At 43.4% G+C, this 22,599-nt stretch carries 28 protein-coding genes and 3 pseudogenes; 2 read left to right on the top strand and 29 right to left on the bottom strand.

Translation table 11 applies throughout. The features are described from left to right. Nucleotides 1-19 precede the first annotated feature (19 nt). The 10 genes and pseudogenes from NQ502_RS10730 to NQ502_RS10685 form a co-directional block, all read right to left on the bottom strand. Entirely contained in the window at nucleotides 20-352 is a 333-nt protein-coding gene (locus NQ502_RS10730; protein WP_028530317.1) for a DUF3795 domain-containing protein, read from the bottom strand. Between the two features lie 29 nt (nucleotides 353-381). Further along, the gene (locus NQ502_RS10725) at nucleotides 382-1,179 is read right to left on the bottom strand and encodes a CPBP family glutamic-type intramembrane protease (RefSeq protein WP_028530316.1); all 798 of its coding nucleotides are present in this window, start codon (nucleotides 1,177-1,179) and stop codon (nucleotides 382-384) included. 62 nt (nucleotides 1,180-1,241) lie between these two features. Continuing rightward, a complete protein-coding gene (locus tag NQ502_RS19490; RefSeq protein WP_028530315.1) occupies nucleotides 1,242-1,640 on the bottom strand; it encodes a methyltransferase domain-containing protein in 399 nt (132 codons plus the stop codon). A 103-nt stretch (nucleotides 1,641-1,743) separates the two neighbouring features. Then, nucleotides 1,744-2,310 (bottom strand): annotated as a pseudogene (locus NQ502_RS10715) (inositol monophosphatase family protein); the annotation flags it as partial. A gap of 686 nt (nucleotides 2,311-2,996) precedes the next feature. Continuing rightward, nucleotides 2,997-3,344 (bottom strand): annotated as a pseudogene (locus tag NQ502_RS10710) (GNAT family N-acetyltransferase); the annotation flags it as partial. Between the two features lie 40 nt (nucleotides 3,345-3,384). Then, a complete protein-coding gene (locus tag NQ502_RS10705; protein ID WP_028530314.1) occupies nucleotides 3,385-3,849 on the bottom strand; it encodes a VOC family protein in 465 nt (154 codons plus the stop codon). Nucleotides 3,850-3,919: 70 nt separating this feature from the next. Continuing rightward, complete coding sequence (locus NQ502_RS10700) at nucleotides 3,920-4,453, bottom strand: IbrB-like domain-containing protein (RefSeq protein WP_028530313.1); 534 nt, start codon at nucleotides 4,451-4,453, stop codon at nucleotides 3,920-3,922. After that, on the bottom strand, nucleotides 4,428-5,774 hold the full coding sequence (locus tag NQ502_RS10695) for a phosphoadenosine phosphosulfate reductase (protein WP_260046349.1): 1,347 nt from the start codon (nucleotides 5,772-5,774) through the stop codon (nucleotides 4,428-4,430). Before NQ502_RS10695 ends, NQ502_RS10700 begins: the two co-directional genes overlap by 26 nt. Before the next feature lie 218 nt (nucleotides 5,775-5,992). Next, on the bottom strand, nucleotides 5,993-6,283 hold the full coding sequence (locus NQ502_RS19485) for a hypothetical protein (RefSeq protein WP_341349425.1): 291 nt from the start codon (nucleotides 6,281-6,283) through the stop codon (nucleotides 5,993-5,995). A 591-nt stretch (nucleotides 6,284-6,874) separates the two neighbouring features. Continuing rightward, a complete protein-coding gene (locus NQ502_RS10685; protein ID WP_049898268.1) occupies nucleotides 6,875-7,135 on the bottom strand; it encodes an SLOG family protein in 261 nt (86 codons plus the stop codon). A 147-nt stretch (nucleotides 7,136-7,282) separates the two neighbouring features. On the opposite strand from NQ502_RS10685, the gene NQ502_RS10680 reads away from it, so the two are divergent. After that, nucleotides 7,283-7,597: a helix-turn-helix domain-containing protein gene (locus NQ502_RS10680; RefSeq protein ID WP_028529337.1), complete on the top strand. Its 315-nt coding sequence runs from the start codon at nucleotides 7,283-7,285 to the stop codon at nucleotides 7,595-7,597. A gap of 192 nt (nucleotides 7,598-7,789) precedes the next feature. On the opposite strand, the gene NQ502_RS19410 is transcribed toward NQ502_RS10680, so the two are convergent. Next, nucleotides 7,790-7,927 carry a hypothetical protein gene (locus NQ502_RS19410; RefSeq protein WP_327240972.1) on the bottom strand — a complete coding sequence of 46 codons (138 nt, stop codon included), beginning with the start codon at nucleotides 7,925-7,927 and terminating at the stop codon, nucleotides 7,790-7,792. Nucleotides 7,928-8,245: 318 nt separating this feature from the next. Between NQ502_RS19410 and NQ502_RS10675 the strand changes: the two genes are divergently transcribed. Further along, on the top strand, nucleotides 8,246-8,521 hold the full coding sequence (locus NQ502_RS10675; RefSeq protein WP_028529335.1) for a hypothetical protein: 276 nt from the start codon (nucleotides 8,246-8,248) through the stop codon (nucleotides 8,519-8,521). Here NQ502_RS10675 and NQ502_RS19405 read toward each other — a convergent pair. The 18 genes and pseudogenes from NQ502_RS19405 to NQ502_RS10585 all read right to left on the bottom strand — a co-directional run bounded on the left by NQ502_RS19405 (nucleotide 8,460) and on the right by NQ502_RS10585 (nucleotide 22,357). Then, nucleotides 8,460-8,612, bottom strand: coding sequence for a DUF4869 domain-containing protein (locus NQ502_RS19405; protein ID WP_327240970.1), 153 nt, complete (start codon nucleotides 8,610-8,612; stop codon nucleotides 8,460-8,462). The two genes, NQ502_RS10675 and NQ502_RS19405, sit on opposite strands and share 62 nt — an antisense overlap. Before the next feature lie 392 nt (nucleotides 8,613-9,004). Then, nucleotides 9,005-9,472: pseudogene (locus NQ502_RS10665) on the bottom strand (hypothetical protein); the annotation flags it as partial. Nucleotides 9,473-9,638: 166 nt separating this feature from the next. Beyond that, complete coding sequence (locus NQ502_RS10660; protein ID WP_023043062.1) at nucleotides 9,639-10,871, bottom strand: site-specific integrase; 1,233 nt, start codon at nucleotides 10,869-10,871, stop codon at nucleotides 9,639-9,641. A gap of 42 nt (nucleotides 10,872-10,913) precedes the next feature. After that, nucleotides 10,914-11,084, bottom strand: a complete 171-nt coding sequence (locus tag NQ502_RS10655; protein ID WP_023043063.1) for a hypothetical protein — start codon at nucleotides 11,082-11,084, stop codon at nucleotides 10,914-10,916. A gap of 107 nt (nucleotides 11,085-11,191) precedes the next feature. Next, entirely contained in the window at nucleotides 11,192-11,401 is a 210-nt protein-coding gene (locus NQ502_RS10650; protein WP_016295841.1) for a DUF6462 family protein, read from the bottom strand. A gap of 378 nt (nucleotides 11,402-11,779) precedes the next feature. Then, nucleotides 11,780-11,971, bottom strand: coding sequence for a helix-turn-helix domain-containing protein (locus tag NQ502_RS10645; RefSeq protein ID WP_033140040.1), 192 nt, complete (start codon nucleotides 11,969-11,971; stop codon nucleotides 11,780-11,782). After that, complete coding sequence (locus NQ502_RS10640) at nucleotides 11,968-12,378, bottom strand: sigma-70 family RNA polymerase sigma factor (protein WP_023043064.1); 411 nt, start codon at nucleotides 12,376-12,378, stop codon at nucleotides 11,968-11,970. The genes NQ502_RS10645 and NQ502_RS10640 overlap by 4 nt, the downstream gene beginning before the upstream one ends. A 223-nt stretch (nucleotides 12,379-12,601) precedes the next feature. Beyond that, nucleotides 12,602-12,946 (bottom strand): helix-turn-helix domain-containing protein, encoded by a 345-nt coding sequence (locus tag NQ502_RS10635; protein ID WP_023043065.1) that lies wholly within the window; start codon nucleotides 12,944-12,946, stop codon nucleotides 12,602-12,604. 169 nt (nucleotides 12,947-13,115) lie between these two features. Beyond that, complete coding sequence (locus NQ502_RS10630) at nucleotides 13,116-13,478, bottom strand: hypothetical protein (protein ID WP_016295837.1); 363 nt, start codon at nucleotides 13,476-13,478, stop codon at nucleotides 13,116-13,118. 19 nt (nucleotides 13,479-13,497) lie between these two features. Next, on the bottom strand, nucleotides 13,498-14,418 hold the full coding sequence (locus NQ502_RS10625) for a ParM/StbA family protein (RefSeq protein WP_023043066.1): 921 nt from the start codon (nucleotides 14,416-14,418) through the stop codon (nucleotides 13,498-13,500). A gap of 132 nt (nucleotides 14,419-14,550) precedes the next feature. Beyond that, nucleotides 14,551-15,609, bottom strand: a complete 1,059-nt coding sequence (locus NQ502_RS10620) for a DUF3854 domain-containing protein (RefSeq protein WP_023043067.1) — start codon at nucleotides 15,607-15,609, stop codon at nucleotides 14,551-14,553. 73 nt (nucleotides 15,610-15,682) lie between these two features. Next, entirely contained in the window at nucleotides 15,683-16,060 is a 378-nt protein-coding gene (locus NQ502_RS10615) for a DUF4313 domain-containing protein (RefSeq protein WP_023043068.1), read from the bottom strand. A gap of 72 nt (nucleotides 16,061-16,132) precedes the next feature. After that, nucleotides 16,133-16,891, bottom strand: a complete 759-nt coding sequence (locus NQ502_RS10610; protein ID WP_023043069.1) for a hypothetical protein — start codon at nucleotides 16,889-16,891, stop codon at nucleotides 16,133-16,135. Nucleotides 16,892-16,904: 13 nt separating this feature from the next. Beyond that, complete coding sequence (locus NQ502_RS10605) at nucleotides 16,905-17,366, bottom strand: hypothetical protein (RefSeq protein WP_028529332.1); 462 nt, start codon at nucleotides 17,364-17,366, stop codon at nucleotides 16,905-16,907. Continuing rightward, nucleotides 17,363-19,468, bottom strand: coding sequence for an SF1B family DNA helicase RecD2 (recD2, locus tag NQ502_RS10600; RefSeq protein WP_260046750.1), 2,106 nt, complete (start codon nucleotides 19,466-19,468; stop codon nucleotides 17,363-17,365). Before recD2 ends, NQ502_RS10605 begins: the two co-directional genes overlap by 4 nt. A 171-nt stretch (nucleotides 19,469-19,639) precedes the next feature. Next, nucleotides 19,640-20,164 carry a DUF7768 domain-containing protein gene (locus NQ502_RS10595; protein WP_023043072.1) on the bottom strand — a complete coding sequence of 175 codons (525 nt, stop codon included), beginning with the start codon at nucleotides 20,162-20,164 and terminating at the stop codon, nucleotides 19,640-19,642. Between the two features lie 13 nt (nucleotides 20,165-20,177). Continuing rightward, nucleotides 20,178-21,215, bottom strand: coding sequence for a YqaJ viral recombinase family nuclease (locus NQ502_RS10590; protein WP_023043073.1), 1,038 nt, complete (start codon nucleotides 21,213-21,215; stop codon nucleotides 20,178-20,180). Next, nucleotides 21,215-22,357 (bottom strand): hypothetical protein, encoded by a 1,143-nt coding sequence (locus NQ502_RS10585; protein WP_023043074.1) that lies wholly within the window; start codon nucleotides 22,355-22,357, stop codon nucleotides 21,215-21,217. Before NQ502_RS10585 ends, NQ502_RS10590 begins: the two co-directional genes overlap by 1 nt. Nucleotides 22,358-22,599 lie beyond the last annotated feature (242 nt).

The following is a 22,599-nucleotide window of genomic DNA, read 5'->3' as shown; positions in this document are numbered from 1 at the left end:
AGTTGTCAGAGTATCTTGTTTACCCTTTCAGATTATCCAAAGCTTCGGGACAATTTAAGATAATCTCCCCAACAGTCTGACATTTTTCCATGTCTGAACAGTCACCGCATGTCGTCACACCTTTTTTCAATGCGCACTGGCGAATTCCGCAAAGACTATCGCAGAATACAGTTTTAATTCCATCAACCCGACATCCCTCACAGTTGATATGTTCAGGTAAAATGGGAGCATTATTTAACTCGACCCATCGTTTTGCAGTTTTCTCACGCAACGCCTGGTCGTCATTGATTGTTGCAAGATATGCGTCACACTTTTCACAATCCAATCCGCAGTATGCAATCCTATCCTTCATAGATATGTACCTCCTAAAATCATAATTTTTTAATTTATTTTCTTAGATTTGTTGTATACAGTAATGATTGTTATTGAAAAAATAATCATTACAGCATTTGCGGCAATCGTTCCCGTCCACGTCATCATTATGGAGCCAAACAGAGAGGATGCAGCGTTGAACATAGTATGGAAAAGCACATACACAAACACATAGCCTTTTCCTGCTATTTTGTAGATTGCCCCTCTAAAAAAACTTAACGACATGACTTGAACATTGAACATCCAGAAATTAATCAGCCCGTCACAGTGATTCGTTCCGGGAATAAAAAAGAGAGGAATATGCCAAAATGCCCAAATCATTCCAACTAAAAAAGAAGAAAGAACAAAGCCGTATTTTTTGTCCAATCTGGGTTGCAATACATACATCCACCCCGCTTCCTCCATGCCGCCAATGATGAAATTCCCTGGCAAGGACAGAAAAAACATGTAAAAGGGAAGCGCTATTCCATCACAGCCCGATACAATTATCTGTGTCCCAAAATACAAAGCAATCCCTGTTACAATAAACAAATAGACGGAAATTTTATTTTTTGCAAAAAAGACTGTTTTTAACCATTCTGGAAAACCTGTTACATTGTTATTCTTCTTCAGAACAACATAAGAGGCAATCGCGGGAGATAAAATATAGATAGCAAAAGGTATAATCATTGCAAATTGTTGTAAAGAATTAACCAAACTATAAACCTTATATCCGAATTGCCCAAGAGCAATCAAAACACCAGATACACCATATGCAATACAAAAGGTTAAAACTGTAAACTGTAATATGACTTTTCTATCTGACAATGATTGCGTTCCTCCCATTCTGATTTCCTTATTTCATTTTTTCTTGACACTCACTACATTCTCTATCGTGAATAGAAATGATTCCACCACATTTTTGGCGGATGTATTTCTCTTTCTGTTCCTCCATGAATTTTTCCAAACCATGTTGATGGACAGCTCCGCTGTTTTCCATAAGGTTTTACTCGATTTCCCAAATTCATGCTTTTTGCATTTTCATTCAATTTCTCTATAAAGTCAGCGAACATATCCAAGCCAGTAATAGTACCGGGCAGATGCTGCGCTAAATGAATAGTCTGTCCCCCAGTTCCACATCCTAAATCTGCAATTCGTGAAAACTTATTTAGTGGTTTAATAAATCCAAGAGCCTGTTCGATGACTTCGGAACTTCCGGGGCCTTGGCGCTCCAATCCAATATGTGTTTCAAGCAACAAGTCTAACATAGGTGGGTGCTTAGTTTCCATTTCCATCTCTTCCAAAATGCAATTTGTTTATTCGTCCACGAGGTATTAGCTATTTAAAAGTATTACTATATTCTCACCAGTTTCCGAAAGGGGAACACACAACTCACAACTGATTTAACAGTTCCGCATGGACGTATCCGTTTGTTCCCACTACGCTGCCGCCTTTTCGCGGATCAAGCGGCTTTCCCGTAAAATCAGTTACCCGCCCTCCCGCCTCCTGAATTAACAGCATACCTGCAGCATAATCCCAGGGATTCAGATATATCTCGAAATAGCCTCCCTGTCTGCCGCAGGCGGTATAGGCCAGTTCCAGAGCGGCAGACCCAATCCTGCGGACATCCTGGCACTGGCCGAACACCCTGCGAAACCGGGCAAAGTTTTCATCGGCCAGCTCTCTTTTTGCTGTTCCCAACCCAATCATCGTGTCGGATAGCTTTTCTGCGTTTGATACATGTATGGGCTGTCCATTTAGGAAGCTGCCCCCACCTTTAACCGCTGAAAACACTTCTTCATGGAAGGGATCATACACGATCCCCATAACAATTTCCCCTTGGCGGCAAAGGGCTAAAGATACAACACTGTGCTGGTAATCGTGCATAAGGTTTGTAGTTCCGTCAACCGGGTCTAAAATCCAAAAGCTCTCCGCTTTCATTTCCTGCAAACCGGTTTCTTCACCAAGAAACTAAATATCCTGCCATTTCACGGTTCTTAATCAACCCCTGCGTCTTTGTTACTAAGCTGATAATTTTCTGGATATCCATATTCGTTTCCTCCATTGGCTACAATCACTGGTTACAAAACATCGTTAGAAAAAAGGGTTGAAAGAACTCAGCAAACTGGAATTGCATTCGTGCTTTTTCGCTTCGCCAGTTCAAAACGAAACAGGGATACAGCACTAAAATCCTTTCTCAATTTCTCTCGTTTCCCATCCTTACCAACAAGCCATATTTTCTCGTTAGATACAATAAACATATCTATCTGCAATCCACTTTGCGAATATTTCAGATTAGAAAAGGATATTTGGTCAGCGTATACGCCCTGTAACGCACCATTTTCCAGTTTGTAAACCAATTACTTTGTAGCCAGCGTTTTGCCATCCACATTCATTTCAATAAAGTTAATAATTTCTTTCATTTACATTCGGCCTTTCTTCCATCTTGACCTACGCTTTCTCCGCCTAAGGCGGCTCATCGTTCTTTGCCAATAAGGCAACATTAAATTAGTTCTGTAACCAGAATTTACAGCAATGCTTTTATTTTCCTAGCAACATCATCTGTACTCTTCAATCCAATCATTTTATGCAAGTGCAGCTTATACACAAGAAGGTATACTAAAAATAGCTCTACAAACTGGACACTATCTCCTAAACTTCATCGGGGTATATCTCATACCGGCAGTTAATTGTTCACAATCTGTATCCACGAATCCGAACTTATGATAAACAGGAACTGCATATGGAGAAGAATTGACTGTAAATTCTTTATTTTCGCTATGATTCAAAAGGTATTCCCATAGCTTTTTACCGATACCTTGTCTGTGATATTGTGCCTTTACGAAAAAGCAGCAAATGTGTTTTCGATTATCATTTGTAGCTATAATCCCTTTTAGTTCTTCATTTTCATACGCCCCCAAAAATTCTAGTGATTTCAAAATGGCTTTATCTTCAATAAAATTTCTAAACGATTGTATTCCTTCATCAGAATAATCAGGGGCTTCAAACTATAAAAATGTTGTCCATCATGTATTAGCTATTCAGAAGCTTTGTTAATTCCTTAACGGAAGCGTCCATTTTCACAGATACTTCTTCCATGGTCATACCGGTAGCAAGAAAACGCTTTATCACCATTTTCATATCCTCGCCAACCTCAATGATGTGGTCGTCTAAATCGTAGAACCGGATTACCCGCTGGCCCCAGCTATGTTCGATCACTTCTCCTAGGTATTCAATGTCCGGGTATTCTTTCAGCTTGTTTAGAAAACCGTCAAAATCCTGTTCCTCAAAGACGATTTCCGCATTGTTGGATTTTTTTAATATCTGTTCTTTCGACAGATTCACAAGCCAGTCTAAATCCTGCTGCAATGCCAGTCCGCAGGTAAAAGCGACATTCTTTCCGTAATCCTGATAGACCTCTAACCCGAACAAATCCTCATAAAACTTTCTTGCAGCGCTGATATCCGCCACTGATATAACCGTACATACATATTTCAAAGAAATGCTCCTTTCAAGACTTTATAGCTGTTCTATATTTTGACAAACTACTTTCATTCATCTATATTATTTACTCTTTTGCTGCCTCTTCCTCTACAGGGTGCCACGCTTCTCCAAATTTTATATCCTTGAATAACGCGGCAAGTCCCGTAATTTGCTTGAGACGCAAAATTTCATCTCTATCCATTCCCAAATGTTTTGAGATCCAGGCGTCAGACCGCCCAAATTCATGAAGCTCTTTTACGATGTTGCTCATCAAATCCACATCATGGGAGCCGCGTGCCCTGTTATGACGAACGGTACTGGCCATACGCTTATCAATAGGTTTCTCAATCACCGAAACTGGCAGCAATCCCTGTTCCCTTTCATAAATATCCGGATGATCCATCATCACCTGATATCGGTGGAAGCCATCCACAATCAGATAAATATCCTCCGATTTTACATAATAGCATACGACTGGCATCGTATATCCATCCTCTTTTATACTCTCATAGAGCAATTTCATTTCAGGCGGTGCAACCTTATTGGGATTGTAGTTATTGGGCCGTACCTTCTCTATCGGAACAGCCATCACATTATAAACTGGGCTTTTGTACTTCATAATCGAATTCCTCTATGCTTTTGTATTTGCGGCGTATCATGTCCAGCCGGTTCTGCTGCTGCCGTGTCATCCCAAATCCCATGAAGCGGCAGATATGGTCATTTTTTAAAATGCAGTAACACATCCGTTTCCAACTGGGGATATCCTTTGTGGATTTGATATCATCCGTGTGATCCGGTATGGGGCCCACAAATACAATCCGTGATTTTTGGTTCAATGTATAATTGGAGACACCGTTTCGTTTTATTTGATACCCCTTCGCCTGAAGCTCCTGAATCACAGGCTCATCCAATCCTCCGCCTGTCCCATGCCAGAACTGGATAGAGGTATTAAATTTCTTCGCATAGTTATTTCGCAGTCTTTTCGGCAGCGTATCCAATAAAAACTTTGTATAGGATTTCCACGTATGACCTTCTGGCAACGTAATATTCCGGTAGCCCATCGCTTTGGTCTTCCCATAAATGGAGGCAAAGTTTGCTCCCTGTACACGCCCTACCAGCCTGCACCAAATCTCTGGGTCTATGACGCGGTACAGATTCAGGGCGTCCTTCGCATAGTCGTTAAACGGGGAAGCTACACGCATCTGCGAGGGCTTCAGACCAGCCATATAATAGAGATCATACAGGCGGTTATAGTCGTAATCAAATAAATAGGTGGCGTGCCATACATCATCCGTAGACCAGTCATATAAAGGAGAGGCGCACCAGACATCTTTAAATTGCTTGCTGATCCAGCAGGTATCCTTATACCCGTATTTTTTATTCAGGAATCCACTGTAACGCTGCAGGGATTCATCTGCCCGCATTCCAAGCAGGCATACCGTTTTTCCGCCGTCATGTGCGTCCCGGTACCAGCGCCCGAACTGTTTTGCCAAGTCCTCCTGGTGCATCCGGTAACGGTATGTAGTCATTTTGTTATTTTCCAGGTTGATGACGTATTCTTTTTGAGGCATCTCCCGAACCCAAAGTTCCTTCTTCGTATCATCCCATGGATACCAGTACATCTCGTAGCTGCTTAATGCGGTTCTAGTGGCCATAGGCAGGCAAACCCAATAAGGCTCAACCTGATCCTTGATCCGTTCAAAGGTGCGTTCCACATACTCAGTCGTCACGGAATACTGTGCCTCAAAATCCTGATGGAACACGCCAATGGCTTTTTCCGGATAGTGCTGATTCCGGTAATCCAGAACCAGATTGAGCAGCAAACCGCTGTCCTTGCCGCCGGAAAAAGAGACATAGATATGATCAAACTCCTCAAAGAGAAAATGCACTCGTGCTAAAAACGCATCATAAACATTCATATGCAGATACTCTCTTACCAAAAATAAACCTCTTTTCTTGTGTCCTTTCTAAGAACCGGATACATACCGACTTCGGTTCTCTAATTTTCATCCCTTAATGAATGATGGCTATATCCAAATTCTCACTTTTTCTTTCGCAGTTTCAACTCAAATTTTTTTTCGCTGCTGCCACCTTCAGCAACCATGCAGCAAAAGCACTTTTTTCTTCAAGCGTCAGTGTTTCCAAATCAGCTCTGTCCTTAATTTGCCTGAGTACCACCTGTAGGTCTTGCAGATCCAGCAGATTGACTGCCACACAGAACAGCGTCTATTTTCCTCCCGTCGTTGTAGTCGGCAAGTAGAATGTCCAGGATACGTACCTTTTCTTCCTGCTCTGCGTTATAGTCTTCCATTCCGATCTGATGAGCCTTTTTCATATCATCTTTTTGGTTTCCATGTGTTATAAAAGAATCATAGTCGTCAATATGCTCATATTTCAAGCAAGGATATTCGCCGCACTGAAAGCAGTATTCTACTCCATCATGCTCCATGCTGCATCCTGCAATTTTACAAGATTGATTTCCCTCGCTGCCCCGCAGCCGGGGCAGTGTCTACTCAAAAACATGGGACAAAGCCCGCAGTTTAAACCACAAAGGGAAAATAATTGATTTTTTCGGTTAAATCCTTTCATGTCACCTCCTAACTAGCTTGTCCCCAGCCATTCCAGCTAACGTATGCTGTACATGACGCTTGTCCTCACAAGCTGACAAACCGGGATTTGAAATTAAATCAGCCCCATTTTTCTTAAAATCTCCTTCGCCTTTTCATAATTATCTTCAGCAACATAAATGTTTTCTCCATACTTAGAGTTTCCACCATACAAATTCATAAGTCCATACTTGGCATTTTATCAATCATATCCGGTTTCCCTTCTTTTCCATATCTCTTTTACTAATCTGCAAACTTGCACTTAGGATTTTTCCTATAGAATAACAATTAAAAATTTAATCTTATCATGGATTAGACTACAACTCCGTTTCTATTATACACGACCATATACCGGTCGTGCTGCGAATAGGCACTGGGGTGGTATTTTCCCTGGATCACTACCATCTCAGTACGGCATTCAGCAAGACACTTGTTTATTCCCTACGATTTAATCTATCCACTTGGCTTCGATTTGGGAGCACCGCAATCAGTTTTAAGTCCCCGTTTTCTTTCTGCAGCTCCAAAACAACCTCTGCAAAATATTGATCCACACTATCTGCAAAACCAGATATAAAGACAGTGAAGCCATCCTTCACCGCTTTTTTTATTTCCTCATGCAGAGCTTCCTTTACGCTGCTGATCTCTTCACCGGGCATGTCCCTATGCCCAGTAATACAGCACGCCTTTCCTTTCATTGTATCCCCCGTTCGATAGTTATATTTTTTTATTTTACCTAATTATAATAGATTTATTTTTTCAGGTCAATGTAAACACCCCTTTTATTTTTGCGAATAAAGCAAATGTGTGAGGTACAATCTATTAGAGAATGGGAGGTGAAGGCGATGTATGAAGATTTTGTCCCGGAACGGCTGGCAAAATTGCGATCACAAAAGGGTGTATCTGCACGCGACATGTCATTGTCGTTGGGGCAAGCAAACAACTACATCAATAACATTGAAAATAAAAAATCACTTCCGTCCATGCAATCCTTCTTTTACATCTGCGAATATTTGGGCGTAACACCTCAGGAATTCTTCGATGAAGGAAACCCTTATCCGGAGACACTGCAGGAATTTATCGACGAAGCAAAAAAATTGAATCCCAAGTCTATGGCTTATCTCCTCGGCATTATGAAGGAACTGAACAACAAGACGTAAAACGGCCACGCCGGTTGGCTGTTTTATCTTTTTTGTCCATTATTCAATCCTAAATCTTTTCTCGAATTGTCCTTTATTTATCCTTTTATCACCTGCATGGTCAAAACTTCACCGTAGGCGCAACCAAACATCACACTGCGCTATCTGAAAAAAATGGAACAAACACAGTGACCAATACCTGCTTGCTCCATTTTATCGTTTTTCAAATGTAATCACATTTTTGGCATTGCAATAATGTGTTTTCACTATCCTCTTTATGGTATGCGCCGGACCATCTGCCATCAGCACCTTCAATGTAGATGCCAAAACAGTATCCGTTATATTGGTCATTTCCTTTCGTAACGCACTGTATCTTAATGTTTTTTTCTCTGCCAAAACTCAGATCACTCTTAATTTCCATTTGCGGCCAAAGATGTCAAGTCCATATTCTAAGGGGCACCGGATATCTTTTTCTAATTTGGGTTTAAACATTTCGCTTACCTCCCACCTGATAAAAGCATATCAAACATACTTTAAATATACAAATTATAATTTAATTTATTATCAACTAATAAATTTCACTATATCTTGCTGTCCTAAAGCGGTATCCCTATAATAGAGCCAGACCCAGCAGTGAGCCTAAAGTTAGAAATTAGGAGGTTTTTAATTATGAAAGTAAATGCTTACCCTGAAATCACAATGAAAATTGACAATGCTAACCGTTCTGCTGCCGCAAAGGTTTATACCGACTGCCGCCAGCCGTTCCTTGACACAATTGAAGGAGCATTGACAAAAAACTTGTTGATCCGTGATGAGGATGTTCAGGTTCTTCACGGCTTTGACAGCGCAGAACACGCACAGGCTTACCTCTCCAGCGAAATGTTCAAAAACAATGTGTTTGTGGGTCTGAAACCGCTTTGGAGTGCAGATCCGGCCTCGGAGTAATTCCACCTAACACCGGACTATCAATGATTCGTGGACTGATTACTACCGATTTGTCAACATCTAAAATCATCTCCTTAGATAATTCATCCATGATCCACTCGTCTTCATACGTATTTTTAAAATACACCGCAGGATTATAAATCGCTTCCGGCATATCATTGTACCAACCTATCATTTTTCCATAGCAAAATCTTCAAATCTTATTATTTAATTTATCACATTTATCTGCGTCATATTTACCTAAATAAATTATAGTACATTCAATAATGTTTTACAATCAATTCAGTTCAGAATATTTCATCACATTCTTTAAATTCATTCAAAACTCCACAAAAAGAAAAGGCAACCTACCGAAGTAAGTCACCTTTCAAATCTCTTATAAAAGTGTCACCTTTTCCACATGATAAAACCTTTACATAAATCACTGCATCACTTGGCTTAAATGCTTGAATTTTTGCTGTTTTTGATACGATTTTCAATCTCTTAGTACAGCTTCGCTCCCGCCGGGATCCGGTCATCCACCATCAGCAGATTCAGGCCTTCTCTTCCGTCTTCCTCATGTACTGCTGAGATCAGCATACCACAGGAATCAATGCCCATCATCTTTCTCGGAGGCAGATTTACGATTGCAATCGCTGTCTTTCCGATCAGATCTTCCGGTTCATAATACTCACGAATTCCGCTTAAAATCACGCGCTCTGTATCTGTTCCGTCGTCCAGTATGAACTTCAGAAGCTTCTTGCTCTTCGGAACCTCTTCACATGCTTTAATCTTTACAGCGCGGTAATCTGACTTGGCAAACGTATCAAAATCAATCATTTCTTCAAACAATGGTTCAATTTTTACATTCGAAAAATCGATTTTTACAGCCGATTTTTCCTCAGCCTGTACGCTCTTTTCTGCCTTCTTCCCGCTATCAGAGCCACCTAATGACTTCATCGTCGGGAAAAGTTTTCCCACCAACTTACATGCTATCATATCGGTTCAAATCCCTTCATTTCCTTGCTTCCCCATTCTTCACAGTGCTTCGTATTACATCAGGGAAAAAAGAAAATTGTTGTCAAACTGTTGTCTTCGCAGAAAGTTTGTTGTCAGCTTCTCACGCTGAGAACCCTTCCTAAAAGATGTCCAATTTAGATAAGTTTTCAAAAGATTCCTGCTTCTTTTGATCAGTGGCTTCGGCATAGATATCCATCGTCGTTTCAATATTCCGATGGCCCATAATTGCCTGAATCACTTTTAAATTTGTTTCATGCTCACAGAGTCTTGTACAAAAGGTATGCCTCAAGTGATGACAGGAGAAATCTGGAAGAATAATCGGCTCTCGCCGCTCACGCTTAGCATTGATAACCTCTTCCGCATTGTACCCACTGATAATTCGCTTAATAGTACGATTCACAGCCTGCGGATTTAAAACTGAGCCAAAACGATTGACAAATACAAAACCCGTCATTCCATCAATCTCGGTCTCGTTGAATCCTGTTTCTTCCTGCTCCTCGTGCTCCATGTGAAAAGCATCACGTACAATATCAAGCATAGGGATCGTTCTGATACCTGCCTCCGTCTTCGGCTTTGATATCCGCAGAACAGACTTTCTCGATTCTCCAACCGGGTAATAAACCAGACTGTGATTAATACTCAGAATCCGATTATCAAAATCAAGATCATCCCATCGAAGTCCCAGTGCTTCTCCGATTCGGCAGCCAGTTCCAAGCAAAACCGTAAATAACGGCCACCAATGATAATACACTGGGTGATTGGAAATATAATCCATAAATGCTCGTTGCTGCTCTCTCGTTAAAGCATGTCTCACGCCTCTTGTCTTATCTGCTTTCTTGCTGACTTCCTTCATGACTCCGTCTGACGGATTTTTCCGAATGATTTCATCTCGAACCGCCAATTGGAATGTCGGATGAAGCAGGGTATGAACTGAGTCCAGCGTCCCTAACGATAACTTTTCCTTTTTAAGCAAGTAGCAGTAAAACTGGAGTACGTCTGAATACTTAGTGCCTGCGATTTTCTTCTTACCGAAAGTATGTCTGACAAAGCGATTATACATGTAATCGTAATTGCTGCGTGTAGTCGCTCGCAAATCATACTTCGTAGATATATATCGATCATAGGTATCATTTATGGTGGCCTTACCTGCAACATACAGATCCAAACCATCCAATTGATCCTTCATCAGCTGCTTCTCTTTTTCTCGAAGCGTTGCCAAATCCTGTGCGTATATGGACCTACGCCTGCCCAACGGATCAGTATAGGTGTACATATACCGCTTGTCTGATGCCCTCTGTACTTCTCCTTTCCTGAGTGCTCTTCCCCGCTCATCTTTCCGTGTCTTTGCCATGTCTGTTACCTCCTTCAATAATGAAGAAGGGACTCACAGCACTTATTTTTGCTTGGACAAATACTCTTCCAAACCTCGCAGGGCAACCTCTGTCTTTGTCATCTTGTGTTCAGCAGCATACCTGATCAACTCATCATAGGTTTTGTCTGATAACCGAACTGTAATGGATTGACGCTTTGCGTTGTCCAGCTTCGGTCTACCCATTTTCGTCATACCGCTACCTCCACATGTATTTTATTATACTTATTGTAAGACAGAAAGTCAAGCCCTAAAGCGCATAAAGCCCCTTTATGTAAAAAAGCCATGAAGCATCACCCACTTCAAAATTCTCGGAATGACTCCAAAAACTTTTCAAAAATTTCGCAATTAACTAAAGCAATGCCATCAATCTTATAGACAGCTTTTGCTTCTTTTGCGAGTTCCTGAAACTTTGTCAGCCCAAGGCTGTACTTCTCTGCTCCTTCTTTGTAGCGCACAAACTTTTTTGCATACTGCTTCGTCTGCTCTACATCTTTCCTTTTGTAGCCCATAAGCAGCCTCCTTACTATAAAAAATAATTTATTTCAAAATAACCGCCTCCTTCTCCGTCTGTGGCTGCAGATCCATAGATATCTCATCTCCCCGCCTGCATTGTGGCCGGGCCGCGAATTACGGAAGTATCATTATCCCCGGCCGGATCATTGCGTTATACGGGTGCCGCCCGTATATCAGTGCTCATGGTTTTGCTCGCCACACAAACGGATAGCCGCTTCTCGGTTCGGGAACGTAGAGTTGGAGGCTATGAAGTTGTCAAGGTGCCATGGCATGGGGATGCCTTTACCTACAAAAAGCCTCATCATCTCTCAAATCTCGAACAGAATTTATAAAAATATGAAAACGGCCTCAGAAAAACCTGAGGCCGTCTTCACCTAAATGACAAATTTTGAAATATTGAGTGCGATATGTATCAATAGATACTGTCTTAAATCTTCATCTATCCGGCCGTCAATTTTACTATGTTTATCAATTAACGGTGCATACAGCAAAAATAGTTGCTCCAGAGCCTCATGACTGCCGGAAACTGCCGCCTGAAGCATCTTTTCAAATTCTATGTGATTCAAAATTTATCACCGTCCTTTGTCAATGCTATGCGCAGCTTCTTCAATGCCTGATAACGCTGGTCGTAAACATGCTGCGGAGAACAATTTAATAGCCGGGCAATTTCCTCCGGTTTTCGCTCCTCCACAAACAGCATTGTCAGTATCTCCTGTCGTTTTATTGGCAGTTTTGCAAACGCCTCTGCCAACCGTTCCTCTTCAAAATCAAAAGCAGATCCTGATATTTCACAATATGAGGTTTGTTCAAAAACAGATAAAGCGCTCTCTGGTAATTCCTCAATTGAAACTGTATCTACCTTGGGTTTCTCCCGTTCCAAATATTTGAGTCTGGCCCGGTAAACTGTAGTTTCCAGCCAAACTGTAAATCTGGCCCGCAGCTCGTCACGTTCAGACTTCTGCTGGTGGTTCATCTTTGTACCTCCTTACGGGGCACACCACCAGGGCAAAAGTTAAGGCACGCCGTGATGGCGTGCCTTAATTTTCTCGACTTGTTACCTTTTTGCAGCTGTCAATGGTTTAATCCAATGGGACCACCTCCTTGTTTTGAGATAACAAAAAACGACCATACTGCACTTTCGTGTAGCATAGCCGTTCTATAAAGCGTAAACTTTTTTCTGTTTGGTTATATGCGTATCATTCATCTGTTTGACTGAATTTTTCAATGGTATTTAAAAATTCAGCCAGACCTTCGCAAGCGTATACACGCTGCTTTACCGGATACTTCTCAATACGTTCCGCAATCTCTCGCAAATAGACCTTCTCAGGTTCCGAATAATACTCTCTGAGCAATTGATCTACTGTTACTGAAAGAGCATTTGCAATCCGTACAATCATATCCAGACTTGGAATCCCTCTCGCATTTTCTATTTGGCCGATATGGCTATTCCCGCAATCACAGATCTCCGCCAAATCTTCCTGGCGCAATCCGCGCATTTGTCGGTACTTCCGAATATTCTTGCCTAAAATAACATAGTCCATGGTTTTACATTCTCCTTACATTTCTATTTTATATAATCTGACAATGGAATTGAAGAACTTGATATTCCAATATACGCACTATAAGTGGAATATCAACTCATTTACATGGACTTTTTTAATTTTCAAGCGTTAAAAAGCCATCGTTGAACCTATTATATGCACTGTCGGTCTATGAAAACATATCCAGGTTGTCCAACATCTGTGCAATGTCTGCCTCCAGAGTATCTGTCTTACTCTCCTCTGAAAAAGCCATCTGGGGTTCGTCACGGCGAACCGCTGCAAGTCTTTCCTCAACAATGCGCCGTATGATTTCCTCAATTCCATCTCGATTATAGCCAGGTGTTAGTTTGACTTCTATTTTACAATGTGCATCCTGTAAATTCGGGTTAGAATCAAGATAATCATTCAAGGCTGCAACAACAACCGCACTTTTCCTGTTTCCCAGCCTTTCAAGCAACTCTCCAGCCCTTACCTGTTCCTCTGAATCTGCGCTAAATTGAAGCGAGAAGCGGTATTTTCCATCCTTTTTCATTATATTGTCCCTCCGTCCCTTATCCAAGTGGACGAAGAGAAAGCGTTTTCCTGCCCAACATTTCATATCCCAGAGCATTTGCATTCGGAGATTCCACAAAATCCGCCTTTGCTACCAGAGGCGAATTTATCAGGAAAGGCCTTAAAAGAATACTTCCCCCTCCGATAAAAACTGCCGGATTAGAACGCAAATCCACTTGCAATTCTCTAAGCTGGTTCAGAATATCCTGTGCATGTAACTTCGTCGCTTCACGAATTGTCTCCTTGACATCCTCCGGCAGAATGGTATTCTCGCACTGAAGCACTGCACTAATATGCTCATCTTCGATACGCATATCATGAAGCGCACCAACCTTTCGTATGATTTCATTGTTCATAGTAATAATACCAGTTTCCAGGCTCCGGCAAAACTGCAAATCTGGTTTTCCATTCTTCAAGAGCAGCACATCGGTGGTATAACCACCAATATCAACGATAAACATACGAACCGTATGAACCACCAGACTGCTCTGGGGAATAACAGCGGCATATGCCTGCGGGAACACCATAACACGGTCTATCTTAATGCTGTATGGCCTGTCACCATAAACAAATTTGATAATTCCGTCTCTTTTGAAATAATTGGCGAATCTGTCTTTTAAAGCGCCAAAATGCTCAGGTGGTAGTCCAACAGCCAGCTGAATCTGTTCGACCGGCGTATAATTGCCTCTGTTCTCCAGTTCTTTGGCGATTGCAAATAATGTCAAGATGAAATATCGGTCATCCTGGGTTTTATCCCTCATATAACTCAGACGGCGTCCGCTCAAGGTCCAATATTTTCCTCCATACTCCACAATCTCATCTGTCATGGGCGGCTTCACCGTGTGCTCAGAAAGCCCGGAAATAAAGGAATGGTTTGTGGTCTTTACAGCGTAGTTGCCGTGGTCGATTGCGATTAACATATGTATACCTCCTGCAAAAATTATTCTTATATTTATCATTACACGATTCGCCATGCGTATTTACAACTTTTATACGCATTCGATTGAAAAAACGCACGAAAAAGGGTGAAGCATTTTTGCTCCACCCCAGTTTTAATGCTTCTTTTGAAAACAATATTCCCAGATATAATCATCCAGTCCCTTATAGCGTGGATCCCACAGGTACGTACCGAACTGAAATCCCATATTGCCAAGAAGACTGAGAAGATTGTTGTAACCGTTTTGTACATGGTAATTGGTCGCAAAATCCATATCAAAAGCAGTCTTAATCTCTGCAACCCCTTCTGCACGTAAATCGCTAAGGGTTGTTTCAAGCTGTGTCAGAGAATTAACACCAGGAACCGCCAGCACTGTTAGACCAGTCAGTGCATGAATCACGTCAGCTTTCATAGGACCTTCTGTCAGCACCAGCATAGGCCTAACCGGGCCTGCAAGATGTGTCCATCCTTCTGCAGGGCAACCATCCGGCCGCTCTGTACTGGATACCCATCGAAATTTTCTCTTTTTCACCTTATCTCTGCGTATCTGAAGCCCCTGAATTCTTCCTTTCCGATCTCTCATTGGAATTAAGATACCGCGTTCTTCATGAATGAAAGTCCATGTACCGCTTTCATTCCTGTAAAAACCAGGAACCCCAGCTAAGTACATCCCTTCGGACTGAAGTTTGCCGGCAATCGCTGTCATACCGACCACAGGTGTTGTCCTGTATCCAAGCCGAATAATGTCATCCTCCATCAACCCTCTGCCAAGCAGGTTCTCTTTATGGTCTGCCGCCAGCGTCAGCTTATCGAGCAGCGCACTGTATGTGGCATGTCGGGTATCAACATCCGTTATTGGGCATTCAGGCTTTGCCTGCGGCTGTATCCTCTTTTGGGGTTTAGGCCGGTTATCAGGCATTCCCAGTTTCTCCACCAGAGCTTTTCGCACTTTGTCACGCGGAACCCCGGTATATAATGAGTACAGATCAAATATACCACCAGATATTCCGCACCGCGGGCAGCGATACACTTCTTTTTTCAAATTGATGTTCAAATGCTTTTTCCGTGGGTTTTCGTCACAGCAGGGACACTGCACATAATAGGAGCTTCTTCCAGACGGCGGCATCGGGATTCCCAGCAGCGAAACAACGTCGCTCATATGAAATATTTCCATGCTGCCTCCTTTCCTTTTTCAAACTTGCGGGGAACAGCACGCTGTCCCCCGCCTCTTCTCATTGCTGTTTTCCCTATAACCCACAGTTTTCCTTAAACGACGCAACCCCTGAAGGATCGTATTCCGCCAGCTTTTCCAGATCGAAGGCCACCGCCGCATATCTGCCATATCCGGATTTCACGGTGTAAGGCAGCACTTTTCCCAGTTTGTTCTCCCTGATAAACCTTAACAGATCTTTACTGATATCTCCGTTAATGAATGCTTCGTTATCCTCCAGATCATATGCCGGTAGATTGATCGTCATGTCTGCAAAGGGTTCCGGACCATCTTCTCCATAATTAATCATACCGATGTGCAACCGCCCGTCATAAGCATATTGGTTGACATGCAGTGAGACCATTTCATCTCCAAGCTCCCATTTGAAACGAAGTTTTTTCGTTCTTTTACACATTTTTTTGTCCTCCTTTTCGTCTTGTTCACGGCCAGAGGATGACTGCATGAATCCCCTGGTCTTTAGCACCTGTTATGCAATTGTCTGTTGAATAGAAAATTCACAAATCAGTTTCGCAGCAGCTTTAATTTCCTCGCCGCCAGTGAATTTTGTTGCCACCCATTTAATTGCACCGGGATCCAGCGATAATACCTCTCCAAGTGTTTTTCCGCTGAATTTTGAGATTGGGCAAGGCACATTCATTGCCTGTGCCAGCTTTTCTTCTGGAGTCAGTTCCTTTTGTACCGGTTCAATTACGGTATATTCCTCTTGTGCCGGTTCCGATTTTGGTTCTGTCATCTCTTGTTTCTCTGCTGATACTGTTTGAGCCTGATCGGCGGAGATTCCCAGTTCATCCACAGCAGAAGACTCAAAATCTTCACCTGCCATGGAAAACTGAAGTCCAAAGCCTGCATTTCGTAGAGCAATTCCAACAGCAGCCGTCTGTGCCCATTCCCGTGGTGAAACTGAAGGTTTCTCCTCACAATATCCTCTGGATGCCGTCGCTTCTGCCAGATAACAGTCCGCCGCATCCTTATAGTTTGGATACACGCGGGCTGTTGCCACAAAGCAATCCTTTGCAGGATTCACCTGTACAGCAATGCGTCCTTCTGGATATTTCAGACGGAACCACGCCATCTGTATCATGACCGGAAGGCGCTTACGCACCTCTCCGGTTCCCAAGTCCGTATAATCCACAGCAAATGGTGTGGGATCAAATCCATCCACCTGATGAATTGTTTCGATCTTAGCGAGCATTGCCGCCTTCTCATTCGAGTTATTCTGACTCATAATTGTAGCCTCCTTATAAATTGATATATGTGTTCCGATACTGCATCCAAACTGGCAGAATTGTATGGATATATTGACTGATACTTATTTTGTACTGCTCCTGCGTCCCTGCCTTAAAGCTGGAAAACCGCTTTCTGCCGTCCTGTACAACATGCTCAAAAGAGCTCAGTGCTGTTTCACGTCGTTTCTGGCCTTCTGCATCGGCTTTTAATCCAAATCGTCTTTCATTTAAGGTGAAGCGCACATACGCATCTACCATCTGAAAGTGATAGCCCATGACCTTTGTATCCAGTGTAATTGGCGCAGACTTGCAAAAAGATTGAAATGTCTCCAAGACGCAAATGCGATAATTGAGTTCCTGCATAATCAGCAAGTCCTCCGGGGGAAGGCTGTTCTCAGCAATCTGGGATCTGATGGTATTTTGTTTCTCAAGATATTGATCTAATATTGTAGCCATAGCTGCTCCTTTCTTCAAGCAAGCGCCTGCAGCCGCTTAGCAAGGCAGGTGCCGCGTTTTTCTGTGTCAGTTCTTTTAATGGAAATACAAAGCGCCCTTTTTTCCCCGACAATGGTTACACGCTCTTTTCCTCGTGTAATTGCCGTATAGATAAGAGGCCTCGTCAGCATGATGGAATGGGCGCATTGCAGATTGATGATGACGGACTGGTACTCCGCTCCCTGTGATTTATGGATAGTAGAGGCATAACCTAAATCCAACATATCCAATTCACTGGAATCGTACTCTTTCATGCGCCCGTCACCAAAGTCCACATGAACCGTAGTGTCATCGCCAATGCGAATAATTTTTCTGACATACCCGATATCACCGTTATTGACATCATCATGGTTTTTGATCTGCATGACCTTGTCCCCACACCGAAATTTCCGGTTTCCGAAAACAACTTCCGGTTTCTGCGTATCCGGAGGGTTCACCTTCTCACGCAAACACTCATTCAGTGCATTGACTCCGGTTTCCGTCTTCTGCCGGTATGGCGTAAGCAGCGCCACATTATCGACCCCGTATTCTTTCGTTTCCTGCAGATAAAGATCGACAATGAGTTCAGCAGAATCAGAAAGCCTGGGAGAATTGATAAACTGAAAGTCATTCCCATACTCCAGGCCCACATTCCCATGGCGGATCAGCTTCGCATTTGTCGCAATGCGGCTTCCCGCATTCTGGCGAAATACCTTGTCCAACCGTACAACTGGGATACATCCGCTGGCAATCATCTCACTGAGCACTGCGCCAGGTCCCACTGAAGGCAGCTGATCTGCATCGCCAATCAGCACCATCTGGGCGCCATATTTCACTGCATCAAACAGATATTCAGCCAGATAAACATCCAGCATGGAAATCTCATCTACCACAATCAGATCTGCAGTAAGCGCTTCGGGTCCATCATAGTCTCCGTCCTCATCCGCCATCAGCCCAAGGGCTTTATGAACAGTTGAAGCCGAAACACCAGTTGCCTGCTCCATCCTCCTTGCTGCCCTACCCGTAGGGGCACAACAGCAGATTTCACTTTTGGGATTGTTTTTTTGATAAATATCTAAAATGGCACGTTGTATCAAAGTCTTTCCTGTTCCAGGTCCACCAGTGATAATGGAAAGCCCCTGCGTCAGAGCCATCTTTACCGCTTCGCGCTGCTCCAGTGCAAACTTCATTTTCAGCTTCTGCTCCTCTGCATCTATGGCAGCATCCAAATCCCCATAGCTGTGCATCTTCCGGTACTTCATTTGCTGATGAATGGCGGAGGCAAGCTGTTCTTCCACATGTGCGGTCTTTGCCCTATACACATTGCCCTGGTACGACACCAACTGTCCGCCGAAAACCAGCCTGGCGGCACGGTTCGCCACCATTTCTGCTGTTAACGCAGGCGTATCCAGAATTTTTAGGCAGGCTTTCACAAACTCATGTTTCTCCATGCAGAGATGACCTTTGGCTTCCGCATCCTCCAGCGTATACAAGAGTCCTTCATCCACACGCTCTGTCGATAGCCGGTCAAACCCCATGCTCATAGCGATATGGTCTGCCGTCTTGAAACCAATCCCGGCCATGTCGCAGAGCTGATAGGGATGATTTTTTACAATATCCATCGTCTTTTCCCCATACTCCTTATACAGGCGTACCGCTCGGTTCGGCGTAATGCCATGTGGTGACAGAAACGCCACCACATCCCGGGCGCCACGATTGACCAGATAGGAATCATAGATTTTTTTCAGTTTTATCTCACTGATACCCGGTATGGCAAGGAGCCTTTCCGGTTCTTTATCCAGTATCTCCAGTGACTGCTGACCAAAAGCTGCGTAAATTTTCTCCGCTATTTTTGGACCAATCCCTTTAATCTGCCCGGAAGAAAGATAGGCAATAATGCCTTCCTTCGTCGGTATTATCACTTCGTTATAACTCTCCACTTCAAACTGGATGCCAAATTTGGGGTTTTTACTCCAATGCCCAAACATGTCGTAGCGCAGGTTGCTCGATATAGGTAAGCAATATCCCACTGCCTTCACCTGTGTAACCGTGTTCCCTGTGCTATCTTTGATCTTTTCGCATGGGTTGTAGAGCGCAATCATATAACTGCTGGCATCAACAGCCGTAATACTTTGTGGATATATGAGCCTATCAAATTCACATAGCAAAATTTTTACTCCTTTCTCTGAGTCGTGTTATAGATACAAAAAACTCCCGAATCGTATCCAAAGATACAACGGGAGTTTTTTGTGAAGCTGCAGCCAGTTGTCCTTTCATCGGAACATCGCCGCATTTTCAAGATATGACAAAGGAGCAGAGATACCCATCAAGAAATTCTCCCTGTCCAGGCGAACTTTCCGCTTATCGCAGCCACGCTTTGTCAGTTCCTTTTGTACTTGCAGGTATACACCCTCATCAAAAGCAATCATCGGCATCTTCAGGCAGATTGCATGGGCAATTTCCCCACGCATCCCACTGCTGATCCGGTTACCGCATATCAGCAGGATATCGCTGCCTTTCAGCAGTTCCAGACCGAACTGAAGGGCAAGCGCTCTATCAGATGGAATATTGTCGCAAAGGATCATCGGGAGATACGCATGTGGCGCACTTGCGTTCATGCCCATCTTTTTCATGGCATAGAACATATACGCCCTTGTCGCCTGCATGTTCTGTGCAATCCCTTCATTCGTGTCTGCACTGAGCGGCGAGCAGATATACGCCCTCTTTTTGCACCTGTCATATGGCAGGAACTGATAAACCAACTCCTGCTCCCAACCTTCATGATAAATGTTTTCCATTATGGTCTCCTTTCTAAATTGGCTGGACCGACACCTTTACCTTGCGGCTTTCCGATGCTTTTAGAACATCAGTATAAATTGCCGGGTATTTTTTCTTCAAGGCTTTGGAATCGGGCCTGCGGGTTGTTTTTGTCACGAAATCAATCAAAAGCTTATCGCTGGTCGTTTCTAAGACGCCATGCTCATGCTCCTTCATGACTTCGGCAATTCGCACACTATGTGCTTCAATCTCCTTTTCATATGTTTTGATTTCTCTGTTGCATTCAGAGATCTTCCCTTGAAGCATTGCGATTCTGCGCAAGGGCGATTCATACTTGCGGGAAAACTCTATTGTTGGAAGTCCCGCCTGACTTGCACCATAAATCCTTGCCAGTGACTCCAAAGCAAGCTTTGGTGCAACATCCGCCATTGTCGGGGGTTTATCATTCTCAAGGCTCCAGATCCATTCATCCAGGCGTTCAAAAATCATATCCTCCTTCGCCTTATCACGAATAATCTCAGGCATTGCCAGATCATTGTCCGGATTATTTCCCCAAACGGCAGAAAAAGCTCCAATGTTCACATCCGCTACCGCAAGATAAAACCTCAGCTGCAGTTCATAGTAGAGCGGAATCGCTCCATCTGCCCACTCATCCGCTTTGTGATAAGTACAGCTTTTACACTCCAAAATTCCCGGTTCGTTATCGGACGCCCGTGTAAAGCGCCGGTCGAAATTGGCAAGAGCATAAGAATGATCTGCGTGCTGATATAGATTCGTGTCTTCCATAACGGTGTTGCCTGTCTTTGCACCATACCAATAGGCAGCAATCGGTTCCAAAAGATGCCCCATTTGCAATTGATTGGCATTGGCTTTTTTTGCAGGCTTCATTTGCCCTTTTTTGATTTTCCACAGCTCCAGCGGAGTCGTCCATGGTGATACACCAAAAATAGCTGCAACATCGCTACCGCCCACTGTATAAGGAATATCACCTTTAGGGCCGTGCATACGGCATTCCAGCCATCTGTCATTCGTCATACCTGCGGTATCACAAAGAATAATTGGTTTTGCCATCAGTAACTCACCGCCTTTGCAAGGTCATAATCACTCCACCTGAATGAAAGCGCACGAGCCATATTTTCTTCTATGACCAACATCTTACTTTCCGGCGTATTCTCAATCCTCAAAATAAACGGGATCTCCTGCATGGCAAGAAATACGTCATGGGCTGTCGCCGGACCGCCTCCGTATGCCATCTCGTACATGGCGATAGCTTCGACTGCAGCCTTTTTGGGCAGACTCAGTTTTTTACATACCCTGGTCATTGCATTTACCGGATAATCCAAATGGATCTCCAGCAGTTTCTGCAGTTTGGCAATGCTATCCCCAAATTGGGCAAACAGCTGATCCAACGCCGTATCAAAGTCGGAAACCTTGGACTGATGCCTGTGGTCAACTGCGATGCAGCCCCCGATATGGATAGAACATTTTCCACTCATCAGGAGAGCCGAAACCTTTGCCGAAGCCACTCCGGTATCCGAACTCATAAAACGAACTCCCGGCATCAGTTTGGAAGACATCGTCCCCTTCCCCAGTGAGGACAAAAGTTTCGCATATGTTCCAATCAAATCTTCTTTCTGATTCGGCATTGTCCATGACGCGCTTACCATCGCATGGTCACAGTATCCAGACTCAAATACATTTCCGTTGAATTGTGCATCCAACTTTCCCTTCAATGTAGCGAGAAGTTCATCTACTGGCAGCACCGAATAATCAACTGCATCGCCAGAATGAACTGCTGCTACCTTCTCATCACGAATCAGCAAAAGTGCATCTGCTGAATAAAGGCGCAGGCAGGCGTTTAATACCTCCGCCAGCACTTCACGGCTCAGTTTAGGAAGCGCCGTGCCACCAATTTTTGCCCTGTCCAAAAGACTTTTGTAGGCTGTCATGCGCATAGGGAAGAGTTCTCCGTTAACACGCATTGCCAGACCGAGATTGTCCGCTGTGTCATCCACAGCGTCCTGTGTGGTTCCTGCCGCAAAAGCCGACAGATCAGCACTCAGAGCAGAGCCTTTGCCCAACGGCTGAATCTCAAGGTCGCTGACCTTACTTTTGATCCAACGGCTGTTCATAGACTGTTCCTGGTGATAATCAAGCATTTTACGATAGGAACTGAATGTGGTGTAAAAACCATCCTGACATTGTTTTTGCATATTTCATGCTCCTTTCTTTTCTGACGGGATTGCCGCCTTGATATATAACAAAAGCCAGCAATCTCGAAAGACTGCTGGCTTATGCCCAAGATAAATTGGCCGGAAAACAAAAAAAGTGCCATCTGCATAATTGCAAATGACACTTTGATAAACTCTGTTAAACTGTGTTCGACCGTAGCCAAACTTGATACTGATATGGATATTATAACAGATTTGTTCGCCATAGTCAATCCACTGGGAAA

The organism is Ruminococcus gauvreauii, assembly GCF_025151995.1.
Taxonomy (GTDB): domain Bacteria; phylum Bacillota; class Clostridia; order Lachnospirales; family Lachnospiraceae; genus Ruminococcus_G; species Ruminococcus_G gauvreauii.
This window is presented reverse-complemented; position numbering and strand designations above follow the sequence as displayed.

Coding starts and splice junctions, on each gene's coding strand:
- NQ502_RS10615 (WP_023043068.1), bottom strand. CDS start 16,060: ATGTGTAAAAGAACGAAAAAACTTCGTTTCAAATGGGAGCTTGGAGAT.
- NQ502_RS10660 (WP_023043062.1), bottom strand. CDS start 10,871: ATGGCAAAGACACGGAAAGATGAGCGGGGAAGAGCACTCAGGAAAGGA.
- NQ502_RS10610 (WP_023043069.1), bottom strand. CDS start 16,891: ATGAGTCAGAATAACTCGAATGAGAAGGCGGCAATGCTCGCTAAGATC.
- NQ502_RS19485 (WP_341349425.1), bottom strand. CDS start 6,283: ATGGAGCATGATGGAGTAGAATACTGCTTTCAGTGCGGCGAATATCCT.
- NQ502_RS10700 (WP_028530313.1), bottom strand. CDS start 4,453: ATGAAGTACAAAAGCCCAGTTTATAATGTGATGGCTGTTCCGATAGAG.
- NQ502_RS19490 (WP_028530315.1), bottom strand. CDS start 1,640: ATGGAAACTAAGCACCCACCTATGTTAGACTTGTTGCTTGAAACACAT.
- NQ502_RS10595 (WP_023043072.1), bottom strand. CDS start 20,164: ATGGAAAACATTTATCATGAAGGTTGGGAGCAGGAGTTGGTTTATCAG.
- NQ502_RS10585 (WP_023043074.1), bottom strand. CDS start 22,357: ATGCAAAAACAATGTCAGGATGGTTTTTACACCACATTCAGTTCCTAT.
- NQ502_RS10630 (WP_016295837.1), bottom strand. CDS start 13,478: ATGAAAAAGGATGGAAAATACCGCTTCTCGCTTCAATTTAGCGCAGAT.
- NQ502_RS10625 (WP_023043066.1), bottom strand. CDS start 14,418: ATGTTAATCGCAATCGACCACGGCAACTACGCTGTAAAGACCACAAAC.
- NQ502_RS10685 (WP_049898268.1), bottom strand. CDS start 7,135: ATGAAAGGAAAGGCGTGCTGTATTACTGGGCATAGGGACATGCCCGGT.
- NQ502_RS19410 (WP_327240972.1), bottom strand. CDS start 7,927: ATGACCAATATAACGGATACTGTTTTGGCATCTACATTGAAGGTGCTG.
- NQ502_RS10655 (WP_023043063.1), bottom strand. CDS start 11,084: ATGACGAAAATGGGTAGACCGAAGCTGGACAACGCAAAGCGTCAATCC.
- NQ502_RS10675 (WP_028529335.1), top strand. CDS start 8,246: ATGAAAGTAAATGCTTACCCTGAAATCACAATGAAAATTGACAATGCT.
- NQ502_RS10635 (WP_023043065.1), bottom strand. CDS start 12,946: ATGGACTATGTTATTTTAGGCAAGAATATTCGGAAGTACCGACAAATG.
- NQ502_RS10730 (WP_028530317.1), bottom strand. CDS start 352: ATGAAGGATAGGATTGCATACTGCGGATTGGATTGTGAAAAGTGTGAC.
- NQ502_RS10620 (WP_023043067.1), bottom strand. CDS start 15,609: ATGGAAATATTTCATATGAGCGACGTTGTTTCGCTGCTGGGAATCCCG.
- NQ502_RS19405 (WP_327240970.1), bottom strand. CDS start 8,612: ATGGATGAATTATCTAAGGAGATGATTTTAGATGTTGACAAATCGGTA.
- recD2 (WP_260046750.1), bottom strand. CDS start 19,468: ATGATTGCGCTCTACAACCCATGCGAAAAGATCAAAGATAGCACAGGG.
- NQ502_RS10650 (WP_016295841.1), bottom strand. CDS start 11,401: ATGGGCTACAAAAGGAAAGATGTAGAGCAGACGAAGCAGTATGCAAAA.
- NQ502_RS10640 (WP_023043064.1), bottom strand. CDS start 12,378: ATGAACCACCAGCAGAAGTCTGAACGTGACGAGCTGCGGGCCAGATTT.
- NQ502_RS10680 (WP_028529337.1), top strand. CDS start 7,283: ATGTATGAAGATTTTGTCCCGGAACGGCTGGCAAAATTGCGATCACAA.
- NQ502_RS10590 (WP_023043073.1), bottom strand. CDS start 21,215: ATGGCAAAACCAATTATTCTTTGTGATACCGCAGGTATGACGAATGAC.